Below are 14,057 nucleotides of genomic sequence, written 5' to 3' on the forward strand. Positions count from 1 at the left end.
TCACATGGATATCCAACCGCTATTACAGTTGATGCTCGACCGCAAGGCGTCGGATCTGTTTATCACCGTCGGCTTTCCCGCCAGTGCTAAGGTCGACGGCGAGATGGTTAAGCTCAACAACGACGTGCTCAACCTAGAGCAGGTGTTGTCGATGGTGGAAAGCTTGATGACGGAAGACGTTAAAAGCCATTTCCACAAACACCGCGAAGCCAACTTTGGTTACTCCGGCAACAACGAAGAAGCTCGTTTTCGAGTCTCGGCGTTTTGGCAACGAGATAACCCAGGGATGGTGCTGCGCTCTATCCAAACGCGGATCCCGTCGATGGAAGAGCTGTACCTGCCCGAGGTGATGAAAGAGATCTGCATGTCCAAGCGCGGCTTGGTGATTATGGTGGGCGCCACCGGTACCGGTAAATCCACCTCGCTGGCGGCGATGGTGGGCCACCGCAATCGCAATCAGCGCGGCCACATCCTGACCATTGAGGATCCGATTGAATTTGTTCATACCCACGAACAAAGCATCGTCACCCAACGGGAAGTAGGGCTGGACACCGAAACCTTCGATGCGGCGCTGAAAAGCTCGTTGCGACAGGCGCCGGATGTGATTCTGATTGGTGAGATCCGCTCGCAGGAGACCATGGAATTCGCCTTGGCGTTCGCCGAAACCGGCCACCTGTGTATGGCCACCTTGCACGCCAACAACGCCAACCAAGCGCTGGACCGCATCACCCACTTGGTGCCCAAAGAGAAACACGAACAGCTGATGTTCGATCTCTCCTTGAACCTGAAAGCGGTGATGGCGCAGCAACTGGTGCCACGGCGTGACGGTAATGGCCGTCGGGTGGCGATTGAAGTGCTGCTAAACACCCCGCGGATGGCGGATCTGATTGCCAAGGGCGATCTGCACCTGCTGAAAGAGACCATGAGCAACAGCCGCGAACAGGGGATGCAAACCTTCGACCAAGCGCTGTTTGATTTGTACGACTCGGATCAGATCAGCTACGCCGATGCTTTGCACCACGCCGACTCGCCCAACGATCTGCGCCTGATGATCAAGCTGAAGCAGTCACGCAATACCGGCTCGGGTTACCTTGAAGGGGTGACCGTCGATCTGGATTAACCGTTGCGGTTGTCGATTCCAATAACAAACGCCAAGACCTCGGTCTTGGCGTTTTTGTGTGCTGTGTACCAATTAGCTGTTGCGCTTATTGTGGATGACCCGCTGCGGCATAAAGGTCATTGCCGGGACCGCCCGGCGGCGGGCAAGGGACTTATCCCTTTGCAATCCCGAGCGCCTCCGAGGTGACGACAGCCCCTCGTTCTCGCCGCATTACGTTACAGCAACGGCCAGATGCGCCATCCATGGCTTAACTGGCCTCTACGGCATCCTGCCTTCGGCTTTACTTCATCACTGCTGCACTCGGCGTCACCAAGTCGGCAGAAAGTTATCACCGCCAGATGATGACTTAGCCGTGACAGATACGCCGCACTGGCTTTACTGTCGCATCACTAAGTCATGGATGGCGCATCGATGCAGTGCCGAATGGCGCAGTGCAAGGAGCGAAAGTTGAGCTGTGCTAAGGCAATGGGATCCCAAAGGGAGAATCCCCCCTCTTTGCTACGAGTGAGTGTGCCGTTGCCATTGCGACATAACCACTTGAAAGCAGTGCCATCGAAGCTCGCCGTAGGCGACAGCCAGTATTGGCCCTAAAACGTCAATGAATCTGCCACAGGGCAACCACGCAGCTGACGGCGGAGGCGTAACGTTGTTGTCGAGTTGCAAACTCATGTTTAAACACCACCGTCACTTGCGGCGTGGACATCGCTTCAATGTGCCTTTGGCGACCGTCGTCGGGCAGATCTTTGCTAAACACATCCACTAAAGCACAAAACAGTTTGGTGCAGTTGCCGTCGTCAATCTGTGCGAGCTTGTTGACGTCGGCTTGATAGGCACGGCTGGTGCTGCGTAACTTAAATTCGATGGCGAGCTGGCGGCCGTCATCCAGTTCAAACAGCAGATCGGTGGGGCCGCCGTTGCCCAGATCTCGCTCGCGGTGCCAGGTGACCTTGTCGGTACCGAAGATGGCGGCGGGATCGCGCATGACCGCTTTGCCGCACTGATAGGCAAACGCCAGTTCTGGCATGTAAAAGATCCCTTCTGGGGCGAGGGGAGCTAAGTCGCGCTCCTCCTGTTTGGCGAGATCGTAAATGAGTTGGCCGAGTTTCTCTAATTGCATCTGGGCTGCCGCTGCTTGTGGTGATGTTGGTTAACTCAAGGCGACCGCCAGTGGCGGTCACGGGAGATCACAGTTGAGCAAACTCGGCGTCGGTTTGCAGCAAGCCAGCGCAGAAGTTTGAAGCAGCGCAGGGGCCAGCCGTTGTTGCTGAGCCTAACCTAAAGCTACAACAGCAACCAAGATGCCGGTGAAGTGGGGCCGCACGTGGCCACGGTACGGCTGGATCTGCTCAGCGCCGAAGTACGCAATACCTCGGTGAATGAACTGACCGAAGCGTGGCGTCAGCACGTGGGCGAACTGGCGGCACCGGTGGCACTGTCATTCAGTCAGCCCAGCCTTGGCCCTGCGGGTCGAGACATTGAAGTGCGCGTAAAAGGCGAGGATCTGGCGCAGCTTAAGCTAGCCTCGGTGGCGGTGCAAAGCTACCTCAGTCAGTTTGCTGGGGTAACGGATCTGCTGGATGACATGCGTCCGGGCAAAGAGGAGGTGTGAGTTACCTTGCTGCCCGGCGCGGAAGCCTACGGGATTGATGGGCAGATGGTGGCCACCCAGCTGCGCGCCGCTTACTTTGGCCAAACCGCCGATGAGATCCAAGTCGGGCCCGAGAACCTGCAGATCAATGTGCTGCTGGATAAACGCGATGCCGCTAAGATGAGCACCTTAGAGCGCTTTCCGGTGATGCTGGCCTCGGGCCAATCGTTGCCGCTCGCGAGCGTGGCGCGGCTGAGTTTCCAGCGCGGTTATGTGCGTATTCAACGGGTGGATGGCCTGCGTACGGTAACGGTAACCGGCAACGTTGATAACCGGTACGCCAACGCCGCAGAAGTGGTGGCGCAGCTGAAAGCCGAATTGGCGCCTGGCTTGCCCGAGCAGTTTCCCTCGGTGCGGTTGGACTTTGAAGGCCAAGCGAAAGAGACCGCCGATACCGGCAAGTCGATGGGGCAGGGCTTCTTAATGGGGTTGTTTGGGATCTTCGCCATCTTAAGCCTGCAGTTTCGCAGCTACAGCGAACCCCTGGTGGTGATGTTGGCGATCCCATTTGCCCTGATTGGGGTGATTTGGGGCCACATGCTGTTGGGCTTTTCCCTGTCGATGCCATCGATCATGGGCTTTGTGTCGCTGGCGGGGATTGTGGTGAATAACTCCATCTTGTTGCTGCAATACATTCGCGAACACGTTGGCGCCGGAACCGAACTGCAAGCCGCGTTAGTGCAGGCTGCCGGTGAACGCTTTCGGGCGGTGGCGATCACTTCGTTGACCACGGCGGCAGGGATGTTACCGCTGTTGCTGGAAACCAGCTTGCAGGCGCAAGTGGTGCAGCCGCTGGTGATCTCCATTGTGTTTGGCTTGTTCTCCTCGACCGTGCTGGTGGTGCTGGTACTGCCTTGCGCCTACGCCATCTTGAATGACTTGGGGTGGGTGAAAACCGCAACCACCGCGCCCTAAGCCTCGGTTCATGGCCGCAGCTTTACTCTACTGATGATGCGAAATCAGCGCCGCCGTAATGGGCGGCGTTTTCGTTACCGAGCGGCGGCAATCCGCTCCATTTGTGGCCACCAGCCGGTGTCGCTTGTGACAAAGATGTTGCTCTTACATATTCCATTAGTGAATTAAGAACTCGGTTCTTATAAGCAATAATGCGTTTATCAACACGCGTTGGCGTCTTAAGGATTGAGGTTACACATGCTGTCATCAGAGCATCGCACCCACCTACAACGGTTGGAAGCGGAGAGCATCTACATCATGCGCGAAGTGGTTGCCGAGTTTGAAAACCCGGTAATGCTGTACAGCGTCGGCAAAGATTCGTCGGTACTGCTGCACTTGGCGCGCAAAGCGTTTTACCCGGGCAAGATCCCCTTCCCACTGCTGCACGTGGACACCACGTGGAAGTTTCAAGAGATGATCCAGTTTCGTGATCGGATGGCCGCCAAGTACGGCTTCGAGCTGTTGGTGCATCAGAACCCGGAAGGGGTGGCGATGAACATCAGCCCGTTTGAACACGGCAGCGCCTTGCACACCGACATCATGAAAACCCAAGGGTTAAAACAGGCGCTGGACAAGTATCAGTTCGACGCGGCCTTTGGTGGTGCTCGCCGTGACGAGGAGAAATCCCGCGCCAAGGAGCGGATCTATTCGTTTCGGGATAAAGCCCACCGTTGGGATCCGAAAAACCAGCGTCCCGAGCTGTGGCAGCTGTTTAACGGTCGCACCCATCCGGGGGAGTCGATCCGCGTGTTTCCGCTGTCAAACTGGACCGAGCTGGATATCTGGCAATACATCTACCAAGAAAACATCGAGATCCCAGCGCTGTATCTGGCCAAACCCCGACCGGTGGTGGAGCGCGATGGCACTTTGATCATGGTTGACGACGCGCGGATGCCACTGCAGCCGGGGGAAGAGGTGCGCCAGCAGATGGTGCGTTTTCGCACCTTGGGCTGCTACCCACTGACCGGCGCGGTGCCATCAACGGCCACCAGCTTGCCCGAGGTGATCCAAGAGATGCTGTTAACCAACACCTCAGAGCGGCAAGGGCGGGTGATTGATCACGACAGCGCCGGCTCGATGGAGAAAAAGAAGGCAGAGGGATACTTCTAATGAACCAACAAAACGATCTGTTGGCCCGAGACATTCTTGGCTACTTACAACAGCATGAAGATAAACAGCTGCTGCGGTTTATCACCTGTGGCAGCGTCGATGACGGCAAAAGCACGCTGATTGGGCGGCTGCTGCACGATTCCAAGATGATTTTTGAAGATCAGCTGGCCAGCATTGAAGCCGACAGCAAAAAGCTGGGCACCCAAGGGGAAAAATTGGATTTGGCCCTGCTGGTGGATGGGCTGCAGTCCGAGCGCGAGCAGGGGATCACCATTGATGTGGCCTACCGCTATTTCGCCACCGATCAGCGTAAATTCATCATTGCTGATACGCCGGGGCACGAGCAATACACCCGCAACATGGTGACCGGTGCTTCCAACGCGGATCTGGCGATCATCTTAGTGGATGCCCGAGCGGGCTTGCAGGTGCAAACCCGCCGCCACTCCTATTTGGTGTCGCTGCTGGGGATCCAGCAGGTGGTGGTGGCCGTGAATAAGATGGATCTGGTGGCGCACAGCCAAGCCCGTTATCAGCAGATCCAGCAGGATTATCAGCAACTGGCGCAAGAGCTGGGGCTGACATCGGTGCAGTACATTCCGATGTCGGCGCTTAATGGCGATAACGTGGTTGAACCAGCGGCTGCGATGCCGTGGTATCAAGGTCCGGCGCTGCTGCCGTACCTAGAACAGGTGCCGCTGCCGCAAGCGCAGCTCAGCGAGCAGTTGCGGCTGCCGGTGCAGCTGGTGAGCCGCCCGAATAGCGAGTTTCGCGGTTACGCCGGCACCATTGCCGCCGGGCAACTGCGGCAGGGGCAAGCGGTGCAGGTGCAGCCATCGGGCAAGCACAGCACCGTGGCGCGGATCGTCAGCTTTGATGGCGACAAAACCCAAGCCCAAGCCGGTGATGCGGTTACGGTCACCCTTGCTGATGAAATTGACATCAGCCGCGGTGAGTTGCTGGTGAGCCCCGAATCTCCGGCGCAGGCGGCGCAAGCGGCCACCGCCACCTTGGTGTGGATGGCCGATACGCCGCTGCAACTGGGGCGGGAATACGCCATTAAGCTGGCCACCCAAACCGGTTCGGTGTGGGTGGATCAGGTGCTGGAGCAGGTGGACATCAACAGCTTGGCGCGTCAGCCCGGTGCAGGCTTGGCGCTGAACGAGATTGGCGAGGTGCAGCTGCGTTTTGGTCAAACCATGTTGTTGGACAACTACCTTGAACAGCCCCACACCGGCAGCTTCATTGTGGTGGATAAGTTCAGTAACGCCACCGTCGCGGCGGGGATGATCCGCACCACCGCAGCGAGTACTCTCAACCACAACGGCGATCCCGTTGACGGTGAAGCCAAGCCGGAGCAATTCAGTGAGTTTGAACTGGAGCTGAACGCGTTGGTGCGTAAGCACTTCCCCCACTGGGGCGCCGCCGATCTGCAGCGCTTGCTTAAGCGCGGGTAAACGCGGTGATGCTGAACGTGGCCCAGTGGACGGTGATCGCCGCCGCAACCGGCTTGGTGTTGTCGCTGCTGTTCAGCAAACTGCGGCCAGAACTGTTGTTTGCGGCGTTGGCATTGCTGCTGGCCGCTGCCGGGGTTATTGAGCCGCAGCGGTTGCCGCAGCTGGCCGCCAATCCCGCGGTGATCACCTTGATTTTACTGTTGCTGGTGTCCGCCGCATTGGAAAAAACCGGCTTGCTGGCACGCTTGGGGCGGCACCTGTTTCGCCCCAGTTATGGCCAAACCTTGATGCGTATTGGCACCAGTACCGTGGTCAGTTCGGCGTTTTTGAACAACACCGCGGTGGTGGCGACGTTAGCGGGGGTGATTAACCGGCAGGTGGATCATCTGCCCGCGCGGCTGCTGTTGCCGCTCTCTTATGCGGCGATCTTAGGCGGCACCCTAACCCTGATCGGCACCAGCACCCACTTGGTGCTGAATTCGGTGTTAACCGAGCAGGGACGGCCAGCCTTGGCGCTGTTGGATTTCTTTCCCATCGGTTTGGCGGTGGCGGTGGCGGGCTTAGGCTTGTTGCTGCTGTTAAGCCGTCACCTGCCGGATCGCAGCGTGCCGCAAGAGCAAGAACCCCCTTACTTTATTGATGCCCAGCTGCTGGCCAGCAGTTCGATGGTTGGCCGTACGGTGCAGCAAAATGGGCTGCGTTCGTTAAATGGCCTCTATTTGGCTGAAATTGTGCGGGCGGGGCAGCTGATTGCGCCGATCAGTCCGGATCTGGTGATGCAGGCGCAAGATAAGTTGGTGTTTTGCGGCGCGGTTGACAAGCTCAGCGAATTAGAACGATTTGATGGTCTGGAGCTGTTTGCGGGCAGCAACGGCTTGCTCAGTGAAAACCTGCATGAGGTGCTTGTAAGCCCAACATCGAACATTGTCGGCAAAACCCTAAAGCAGGTTGATTTCCGTGCCCGCTTTGACGCCGCCGTGGTGGCGATGCGACGCCGCGGCGAGCGCTTGTCGGGCAAATTAGGCGCCATCGAGCTGCAAGGCGGCGACATCTTGGTGCTGGCCGTCGGCCAGCAGTACTTGGCTCAGCGCCGAGTCAATCGCCACTTCTACCATGTGGGTGGCACCGTGTTGCCCAAGCCATTGCAGCGCTGGCAAGAGGGCGTGGTGCTGGGGGGATTCGGGTTGACTCTAGTGGCGAACCTCAGCTTTGGCTTGCCGCTGTATCTTGGGTTGGCGCTGCTGTTGCTGGCGCTGGTCGCAACCACGGTGCTCAACAGCAACGACATTCGGCAGCGATTCCCGTTTGAACTGTGGGTGATCATTACCGGCGCCTTAGCCTTGGCTGAAGCGTTTCAGCGCAGCGGTTTATCGCAGCTGTTGGCCAACAGCTTACAGCTGCAGCTGAGTGATGGCGGGGTGATGGCGGCCTTTATTGGGGTGTATCTGCTGGCACTGTTAACCACCGAACTGATGACCAACAACGCCGCTGCGGCGTTGGTGCTGCCGCTGGCGCTGGGCTTAGCCGATGCCTTTGGGGTGAGCTCGATGCCGTTTATTATGGCGGTGGCCTACGGCGCCAGCGCCAGCTTTATTAGCCCTTTTAGTTATCAAACCCACCTGATGGTGATGAACTTAGGCAACTACCGAAAGCGGGATTATTTGCGTATTGGGGTGCCAATGTCGCTGTTGTACAGCGCCATTGTGATACACCTAGTACCGCGCGTGTTTCCGTTTTAATCGACACCAATTTTTATTTTTACAGTAAGGATCAACGGCACAGGATGAGCACGAATCTGGTTTGGCATCAGCATCAAGTAAGCAACAGCCAGCGGCAACAATTGAAGGGCCACGGCGCGGCGCTGTTATGGTTTACCGGCTTATCCGGCTCGGGCAAGTCCACCATCGCCAATGCGCTGGAGCAGCGGTTACTGCAGCGGGGCATGCACAGCTATCTATTGGATGGCGATAATGTGCGCCACGGCCTCAATGGCGATCTGGGGTTTAACGACGCCGATCGAATCGAAAACATTCGCCGCATTGGTGAGGTGGCGAAGCTGTTTGTGGACTCCGGCACCGTTACTTTATCGGCGTTTATTTCGCCGTTTGTGCAGGAACGGCAACGGCTGCGACAACTGCTGCCCCCAGGCCAGTTTATCGAGGTGTTTGTGGATACGCCGCTGAGCGTGTGTGAACAGCGGGATCCAAAAGGCTTATACCAACAGGCGCGGGCGGGAAAGATCCCGCATTTTACCGGCATCGATTCCGCTTATGAGCCACCACGGCAGCCCGAGATTCACCTGCGAACCGAGCGCGACAGCGTGGCGGTGTGCGTTGAGCAGATCCTTGCCTATCTCGACCGCCACCTTGACCGCGATCCCGCGCCTGACCTTAACAACCATCAAGATAACGCGCCGCGATGATCCAGTTTGATGTGTTTAATGGCGATGCCGATGGGATCTTTGCGCTGCTGCAGTTGCGTAAAGTTTCGCCCCAAACCAGCACCTTAATCAGCGGCGTTAAGCGTGATATCAATTTGCTGGCGCAGGTAACCGCCACGGCAGGGGATAAGGTGACGGTGCTGGACATCTCCTTCGATAAAAACCGCGCGGATGTGCTCCGATTATTGGAAGCCGGAGCAACACTAGATTACTGCGATCATCATTTTGCTGGGGCGGCGGTGCTGCACCCCAACTTACACACCAACATCAATACCGGCGCCGCTTGGTGCACCAGTTTGTTGGTTGATCGCCATTTGAACCGCAGTCAACCACAGCACTTACAGCCGCCACACAGGTTAAGCCACTGGGCCATCGCCGGTGCCTTTGGCGACAACCTTACCGATGTCGCTCAGCGTTATGGTCAGCGCCTAGGGTTAAGCCGTGTCCAGCTGCAGCGATTGCAGCGTTTAGGCGAGCTGGTGAATTACAATGGCTACGGTTTAAGTTTGGCGGATGTCGCCTTTGCCCCCACCACGCTGTATCAACGGTTGTTGCAATACCCCAGCGCGGATGACGCTGCCAGTGGCGAGGAACTGCAACGATTGCAGCAATATTGGCAACAGGATCTGGCGCAAGCCCAACGGTTAGCCCCTTGCCATCAAGGTGTGCATCAGCGCATCTACCGCTTGCCCGATCTGCCGTGGGCGCGGCGCTTAAGTGGGCCCTTAGCCAATCAATGGCATCAACAGCATCCCCACTGCGCCATTGCGGTACTGCTGCCTTTGCCCGATGGTTGTGGCGATTATCAGGTATCACTGCGGGTACCAAGGGGCTTTCGTCTGGGCGCCGATGCTTTTTGTCGTCAATTTCCCAGTGGCGGCGGCCGCACCTTGGCGGCGGGGATTAACCGCTTACCAAGTGCAGACGTTGATCTTTTTGTTACGCGATTTGCGGATTGCTTTGTAAGAGATTGACGTTATCTTGTTAATGGCGTTCGAATTGGTGCGGGTTAGGGCAAACAGCGCTGTATTGCCACCGATGGCAATGGCACAATAGCCGCCCTTATCGATAGCGATAACCTAAATTTTTGAGCGTGGGCCTGATGCCGGCGCGTTAGCAGAAAAGTACTTACTATGTCCCGTAAATATTTTGGCACCGATGGCGTGCGTGGTCTGGTTGGCCAATTCCCTATTACTCCTGATTTCGCGATGCGCCTTGGCTACGCCGCTGGCACCATCATGGCCAACTCTGGCACCAAAGAGGTGATCATTGGTAAGGATCCGCGGATCTCTGGCTACATGTTGGAATCTGCAATGGAAGCGGGCTTCAGTGCCGCAGGCGTTGGGGTACAGCTGACTGGGCCGCTGCCAACGCCGGCCATTGCGTACTTGGCGCAAACCTTCCGCGCGGATGCGGGCGTGGTGATCAGCGCCTCCCACAATCCGTACCACGACAACGGCATCAAATTCTTCAGCCAAGGTGGCACCAAGCTAACCGACGCGGATGAGCTGGCGATTGAAGCCAAGCTGGGCGAACCGATGGGCTGCGTTGAATCGGATCTGCTGGGGAAAGTGCGCCGCATCGATGACGCCGCCGGTCGTTACATTGAATTTTGCAAAAGCACCTTCGCCAAAGATCGCAGCTTAGCGGGCATGCACATTGTGCTGGACTGCGCCAATGGCGCGACCTATCACATCGCCCCGAACGTGTTCCGCGAACTGGGCGCCGAATTAACCGTGATCGCCAATAAGCCGAACGGCACCAACATCAACCGCGAATGCGGCGCAACCCACCTTGATGGGTTGCAGGCCAAGGTTCAAGAAGTGGGCGCCGATCTGGGCATCGCCTTTGATGGCGATGGCGATCGAGTGATGATGGTCAGCCGTGATGGCGAGGTGATCGACGGCGATCAGATCCTCTACATCATCGCGCGCCACTTTAAGCTGGCCGGCGAGCTGGATGGCGGCGTGGTGGGCACCTTAATGGCCAACCTCGGCTTTGAACTGGCGCTGAAAAAACTGGGCATCGACTTCGCTCGCTCCAAAGTAGGCGATCGCTACGTGGTTGAGTTGTTAAAGCAAAACAACTGGGATCTGGGCGGCGAAAACTCGGGCCATATCTTGTCGCTGCGTCACCACAGCACTGGCGATGGCATCATCGCTGCGTTGCAGGTACTGAACGCCTTGCAGGCGCGTGGAGAAACCCTAGAGCAAGCCTTAGCGGATCTGACCATGCTGCCACAGGTGCTGGTGAACGTGCGTTTCTCTGGCAATACTGCGCCACTGGAAGACGCATCAGTGCAGGCGGTGGTGGCCGAAGTGGAAGCGGAAATGGCCGGTCGTGGCCGAGTCTTGCTGCGCAAATCGGGCACCGAGCCGTTGATCCGGGTGATGGTGGAAGCCGAGCCAAGCTTTGATGTACCGGCACTGGCCCAACGCATTGCCGATCAAGTGCAAAAAGTGGATGCCCAAGGTTAAGGTTAACCGGCGCTAAAATCAGCACACGGGAGAGGCACAGCGCCTCTCCCGTTTTTGTATGGAGAACACACAGATGCGGATTGGCATCGATTTAGGCGGCACCAAGGTAGAGCTGATCGTGCTCGACGATAACGGTGATGAGCAGCTGCGACTGCGCCAACCGACACCGGCGGGGGATTACGCTGGCACCGTGACGCTTATCGCCGCCATGGTGCAGCAAGCGGAGCAGCAACTTGGGTTTCAAGGGCGAATTGGGATCGGCATCCCTGGGGTGCTATCAAGCCAAACCGGCAAGGTTAAAAACGCCAACTCGCAATGCTTGAACGGCCAAGACCTACGAGCGGAGGTGGCTGCTGCCACCGGCCGAGCGGTGCGCGTTGCCAACGACGCCAACTGCTTTGCGGTGTCGGAAGCCAGCGACGGCGCCGCCCAAGGAAAGGCGGTGGTGTTTGCTGCCATCCTTGGCACCGGTTGCGGTGCTGGCATTGTGGTCAATGGCCAGCCGCTGGCGGGCAATAACGGCTTGGCGGGGGAGTGGGGTCATAACCCAATGCCGTGGCAGGATAAAGCCGACTATCCGGGCCCGGCCTGCTTCTGTGGTCGCCACGGCTGCATTGAACAGTATGTCTCGGGCAGCGGCTACCAGCGCCTGTATCAAACCTTAGCTGGAGCGCGGATCAGCGCCGAGCAGATAGAGCAGCGTGCGGCGGCAGGGGAAGCTCTCGCGCAGCAGGCTCAGCAGCAACTGCTGCACCATTTGGCTGATTCGCTGGCGCACGTGATCAACGTGCTGGATCCCGATGTCATTGTGCTTGGCGGTGGCTTGTCGAACCTAACTTGGCTCTATCCAGCGCTGAATTCCGAGCTGCCGAAGCGGGTGCTGGGGCGTGAGTGCGTTACCAAGGTGGTGCGCAACCAGCATGGGGACAGCTCTGGCGTGCGCGGTGCCGCCTGGTTATGGCAGGCAGGCCAATGACCGAGATGGCTTTTGGGTTTTGGTTAAAAAAGGCGATCACTGCGGCGATCTTACCGGTGCCTTTAGCGCTGCTATTGATGCTGACGGGCTGGGCGCTGCTGCGCTGGTGGCCCAAAGCGGGCAAAGGCTTACTGCTGGTGGGGCCGCTGTATCTGCTGCTGTTGTCGTTCTCGCCTATCAGTGTGTGGCTGGCGGATTCGTTGGAATCACGCTATCCGCTGTATGCGGGGCAGCCGCTGGATTATGTGCTGGTGCTCGGCAGTGGCCACCACAGCGATCCGACTCGGCCAATCGAGCAGCAATTGTCTGCGGTTGCGCGGGGGCGCTTGCTGGAAGGGCTGCGCCTGTGGCGGTTAAACCCGCAATCGACCTTGGTGGTGTCTGGCTACAGTGGCATGGATGCGGTGCCCCATGCTCGCATGATGCAAGCGGCGGCCATCAATGCCGGAGTGCCAGCGGGGCAAATTTTAGTCTTGGCCAGCGCCAAAGATACTCAAGAAGAAGCGCAGCAAACGGCGGCTTTTGTCGGCCAACAAACGGCGGCTTTGGTTACTTCCGCTACCCACATGCACCGCTCGATGATCAGCTACCAAGCGGCGGGGTTAACGCCGATTGCGGCCCCAGCGGACTTTATTGCCACCCCAACCCACAGCTGGTACCTCAGCAGCCAAAACCTGCTGATCAGCCAGCGTGCCCTGCATGAATACATCGGCTTGCTGTGGCTGCAGCTGAAAGGGGTTAAGGGTTAAGTTTTGGCTGCAATGATTGGGCGTGGCAACGGCGCAGCAGCTGCGCCATGTCGCTGACGTGGCGATCCAGCATCGAGTGGGGCAGATAAAGATCGAAGCCCAGCTGGTTGCGTAGGATATGCAGATGATTGAAGTAAGCCCCTTTAACGCCGTTGAAGGGGTTTTGTTTATCGTGCTGGATAAAAATGGCGCAGTGGCCATCGGGGCAATGCGGATCGGCCAAGCGTTGCAGCCCCCGCTGTTCGGTGGTTAACGCCAGTGCCAACCGTGGCTTGACCTTGCGGATGTGGCGCAGAGGATCCCGCAGGCGAATGCCCACAAAAGGCAGTTCAATGCCATCAATACGCACCACATCAATGCGCTGCACTTGCTGCCACGGTAAGCGCCAATGGCCACGGCGGTGGTGATAGCCGATCCCCTTAGGGGTGACGAGCACCGAGACATCGGGATCAAGCCGCTTAACCACCCCAAGGGTGAGTAAAAACAGTGCGGCGATGGTGGTGGGCAGAAGCAGCATCAGGCTGAGTTGCCATTGCAACATCAGTGTACTGGCGATGGCACAGAGGCCACCGGCCAGTAGCATGGTTAAACTGTTGCGACGACTAAGAGGAGAAACACTGATCTGCTGCATAGAGTCAGTGTGGGCACAGACCGACGGTTATGCCAGTTCCGGTTCTTTTTCTACCAGTAGGTTATCGGTCATCGGCTCGCGTGCGCGGCTGCCGATAAACTGGCCGCCATCAAAGATCTCGATCTTATCGGACATCACTTCCCCATCCACCAACCCATTGGCGCTGATCGACAGCCGCTTACACTTAAGCTTGCCCTTAAACTGGCCAGAGACCCGCACTTCATCGGCTTCAAGGTGGCCATCAACCACCCCTTGTTGATCGATGGTAACGCTGCCTTGCACCGACAAGGAACCAAAAATGGTGCCGTCGATCATGCAATCGCTGCTGATTTGCAGATCGCCATTAAGTTGACAATCCGCTGCGATGTAGGTCAAGCCAGCGTTGCCTTTGGGTTTGTTTTTGTTAGATCCGAACATGGTCGCAGGTAAACTCTGTGTGGGTTGGTTAAAAAGCGCACGGCCAAGCGCGCCAATCAGATCCCACTATGCAGAGAGGCA

At 57.6% G+C, this 14,057-nt stretch carries 14 protein-coding genes; 11 read left to right on the forward strand and 3 right to left on the reverse strand.

Translation table 11 applies throughout. The features are described 5' to 3' along the window. The first annotated feature begins 4 nt into the window (after positions 1–4). Positions 5–1,120: a PilT/PilU family type 4a pilus ATPase gene (locus tag Q0796_RS08180; protein ID WP_298441858.1), complete on the forward strand. Its 1,116-nt coding sequence runs from the start codon at positions 5–7 to the stop codon at positions 1,118–1,120. Positions 1,121–1,715: 595 nt separating this feature from the next. Here the strand turns inward: Q0796_RS08180 and Q0796_RS08185 are convergent. Beyond that, positions 1,716–2,237, reverse strand: coding sequence for a hypothetical protein (locus Q0796_RS08185; RefSeq protein ID WP_298441860.1), 522 nt, complete (start codon positions 2,235–2,237; stop codon positions 1,716–1,718). A gap of 204 nt (positions 2,238–2,441) precedes the next feature. Here Q0796_RS08185 and Q0796_RS08190 point away from each other — a divergent pair, with 204 nt between their 5' ends. The 10 genes from Q0796_RS08190 (at position 2,442) to Q0796_RS08235 (ending at position 12,928) form a co-directional block, all read left to right on the forward strand. Next, positions 2,442–2,729: a hypothetical protein gene (locus tag Q0796_RS08190; protein WP_298441862.1), complete on the forward strand. Its 288-nt coding sequence runs from the start codon at positions 2,442–2,444 to the stop codon at positions 2,727–2,729. Positions 2,730–2,735: 6 nt separating this feature from the next. Further along, positions 2,736–3,683, forward strand: coding sequence for an efflux RND transporter permease subunit (locus Q0796_RS08195; protein WP_298441864.1), 948 nt, complete (start codon positions 2,736–2,738; stop codon positions 3,681–3,683). A gap of 237 nt (positions 3,684–3,920) precedes the next feature. Beyond that, positions 3,921–4,832, forward strand: coding sequence for a sulfate adenylyltransferase subunit CysD (cysD, locus tag Q0796_RS08200; protein ID WP_298441865.1), 912 nt, complete (start codon positions 3,921–3,923; stop codon positions 4,830–4,832). Beyond that, complete coding sequence (gene cysN / locus Q0796_RS08205; RefSeq protein ID WP_298441867.1) at positions 4,832–6,286, forward strand: sulfate adenylyltransferase subunit CysN; 1,455 nt, start codon at positions 4,832–4,834, stop codon at positions 6,284–6,286. Before cysD ends, cysN begins: the two co-directional genes overlap by 1 nt. 8 nt (positions 6,287–6,294) lie before the next feature. Then, entirely contained in the window at positions 6,295–8,025 is a 1,731-nt protein-coding gene (locus Q0796_RS08210) for an SLC13 family permease (protein WP_298441964.1), read from the forward strand. Between the two features lie 44 nt (positions 8,026–8,069). Further along, on the forward strand, positions 8,070–8,708 hold the full coding sequence (cysC, locus tag Q0796_RS08215; protein WP_298441869.1) for an adenylyl-sulfate kinase: 639 nt from the start codon (positions 8,070–8,072) through the stop codon (positions 8,706–8,708). Continuing rightward, a complete protein-coding gene (locus Q0796_RS08220) occupies positions 8,705–9,700 on the forward strand; it encodes a DHH family phosphoesterase (protein ID WP_298441871.1) in 996 nt (331 codons plus the stop codon). The genes cysC and Q0796_RS08220 overlap by 4 nt, the downstream gene beginning before the upstream one ends. A gap of 159 nt (positions 9,701–9,859) precedes the next feature. Continuing rightward, positions 9,860–11,203 carry a phosphoglucosamine mutase gene (gene glmM, locus Q0796_RS08225; protein ID WP_298441873.1) on the forward strand — a complete coding sequence of 448 codons (1,344 nt, stop codon included), beginning with the start codon at positions 9,860–9,862 and terminating at the stop codon, positions 11,201–11,203. Positions 11,204–11,276: 73 nt separating this feature from the next. Continuing rightward, on the forward strand, positions 11,277–12,179 hold the full coding sequence (locus tag Q0796_RS08230) for an ROK family protein (protein WP_298441875.1): 903 nt from the start codon (positions 11,277–11,279) through the stop codon (positions 12,177–12,179). Next, complete coding sequence (locus Q0796_RS08235; protein ID WP_298441877.1) at positions 12,176–12,928, forward strand: ElyC/SanA/YdcF family protein; 753 nt, start codon at positions 12,176–12,178, stop codon at positions 12,926–12,928. Before Q0796_RS08230 ends, Q0796_RS08235 begins: the two co-directional genes overlap by 4 nt. Here Q0796_RS08235 and Q0796_RS08240 read toward each other — a convergent pair. Together Q0796_RS08240 and Q0796_RS08245 are read right to left on the reverse strand one after the other, a co-directional pair. After that, positions 12,918–13,559 carry a DUF2982 domain-containing protein gene (locus tag Q0796_RS08240; protein WP_298441878.1) on the reverse strand — a complete coding sequence of 214 codons (642 nt, stop codon included), beginning with the start codon at positions 13,557–13,559 and terminating at the stop codon, positions 12,918–12,920. The genes Q0796_RS08235 and Q0796_RS08240 overlap by 11 nt on opposite strands. A gap of 27 nt (positions 13,560–13,586) precedes the next feature. Continuing rightward, positions 13,587–13,934: a polymer-forming cytoskeletal protein gene (locus tag Q0796_RS08245; protein ID WP_298441880.1), complete on the reverse strand. Its 348-nt coding sequence runs from the start codon at positions 13,932–13,934 to the stop codon at positions 13,587–13,589. Positions 13,935–14,057 lie beyond the last annotated feature (123 nt).

Source organism: uncultured Ferrimonas sp., assembly GCF_947489035.1.
In the GTDB taxonomy this organism is placed as follows: domain Bacteria; phylum Pseudomonadota; class Gammaproteobacteria; order Enterobacterales; family Shewanellaceae; genus Ferrimonas.

Excerpts from the sequence above, each read along its gene's own strand:
- Q0796_RS08240 (WP_298441878.1), bottom strand. The coding sequence starts at position 13,559 with ATGCAGCAGATCAGTGTTTCTCCTCTTAGTCGTCGCAACAGTTTAACC.
- Q0796_RS08235 (WP_298441877.1), top strand. The coding sequence starts at position 12,176 with ATGACCGAGATGGCTTTTGGGTTTTGGTTAAAAAAGGCGATCACTGCG.
- Q0796_RS08230 (WP_298441875.1), top strand. The coding sequence starts at position 11,277 with ATGCGGATTGGCATCGATTTAGGCGGCACCAAGGTAGAGCTGATCGTG.
- cysD (WP_298441865.1), top strand. The coding sequence starts at position 3,921 with ATGCTGTCATCAGAGCATCGCACCCACCTACAACGGTTGGAAGCGGAG.
- glmM (WP_298441873.1), top strand. The coding sequence starts at position 9,860 with ATGTCCCGTAAATATTTTGGCACCGATGGCGTGCGTGGTCTGGTTGGC.
- Q0796_RS08180 (WP_298441858.1), top strand. The coding sequence starts at position 5 with ATGGATATCCAACCGCTATTACAGTTGATGCTCGACCGCAAGGCGTCG.
- cysN (WP_298441867.1), top strand. The coding sequence starts at position 4,832 with ATGAACCAACAAAACGATCTGTTGGCCCGAGACATTCTTGGCTACTTA.
- Q0796_RS08185 (WP_298441860.1), bottom strand. The coding sequence starts at position 2,237 with ATGCAATTAGAGAAACTCGGCCAACTCATTTACGATCTCGCCAAACAG.
- Q0796_RS08220 (WP_298441871.1), top strand. The coding sequence starts at position 8,705 with ATGATCCAGTTTGATGTGTTTAATGGCGATGCCGATGGGATCTTTGCG.
- Q0796_RS08210 (WP_298441964.1), top strand. The coding sequence starts at position 6,295 with ATGCTGAACGTGGCCCAGTGGACGGTGATCGCCGCCGCAACCGGCTTG.
- cysC (WP_298441869.1), top strand. The coding sequence starts at position 8,070 with ATGAGCACGAATCTGGTTTGGCATCAGCATCAAGTAAGCAACAGCCAG.